This is a genomic window from Candidatus Marinarcus aquaticus (assembly GCF_004116335.1).
GTDB classification, from domain to species: Bacteria; Campylobacterota; Campylobacteria; order Campylobacterales; family Arcobacteraceae; genus Marinarcus; species Marinarcus aquaticus.
The window spans coordinates 1-947 of record NZ_PDKN01000018.1 but is presented as its reverse complement, the minus strand read 5'-3'; the positions used below and the strand labels follow the sequence as shown (position 1 = coordinate 947).

Here is a 947-nt window from a genome sequence, read left to right as displayed (position 1 = left end):
GTAATCCCTGCTTCTTGCTCTTTACTGGCATTGGCAATCTCTTCAATCATGTGTGTGGATTTACTGATATTATCCAACAACCCTTTATACCCTTCAATCATATCTGCACTGATGGTCTTACCATGTCCTGCTTTTTGCGTAGCATTCTCTACAAGCTCTTTAATCTCTTTAGCAGCTTCTGCACTTCTGGCTGCAAGGTTTCGCACCTCTTGTGCAACCACGGCAAACCCTTTTCCAGCTTCTCCTGCTGTGGCAGCTTCAACGGCCGCATTGAGTGATAAAATATTGGTTTGGAAAGCAATTTGGTCAATGACTGAAATGGCTTCATTAATCAACGTCACTTGTTCTGTGATATCATCCATTGCTGTGGTAGTATTTTGAGCCAATGTTTGCCCTTTAGTGGCTGAACTGTTTAACTCTTTGGCATACGCACTCATTTTACTTACATTCTCTGAGTTATTCACAATGGTACTGGTAATCTCTTCTAAGGCAGCGGCTGTCTCTTCTAAAGAAGCGGCTGCTTCATTGGAAGAACGATTCAATACATCCACATTAGAAATCAATTTATCGGATGCTTCATCTAAGGTTAAACCAATACAAAGCGATGTTTTTAACAAATCAGAGATTTCATTGGTTAAGAAGTTCACACTGTTGATTAACTCTAACATATCCCCTTCTAAATCTTTCGCATCAACTTTATTGACAAACTTATAGTTACTGAACTCTTTAAGTACCACTGAGATAGAATCGACATTGCCTTTAATACCTGTCAGCATTTTATTTAAAGCATCACTTAAAGCTTTGAGTTCTGGGTTATTGGCTTGTTTGGTTAATTGCACATCTAAATGTCCTTTTATGGCTTGTTCTACCACACTCAATGCTTCACTTACGGCTTCATTATCTTTAAGTAGTCCTGCTTGAATCTTTTTAATATTATCATTGACCAC

Annotated in this window: 1 protein-coding gene; it reads right to left on the bottom strand. The window is 38.5% G+C overall.

Annotated features, from left to right (window positions below):
• On the bottom strand, positions 1–947 hold a 947-nt coding region (locus tag CRV04_RS12770), incomplete at both ends, for a methyl-accepting chemotaxis protein (protein ID WP_228126566.1).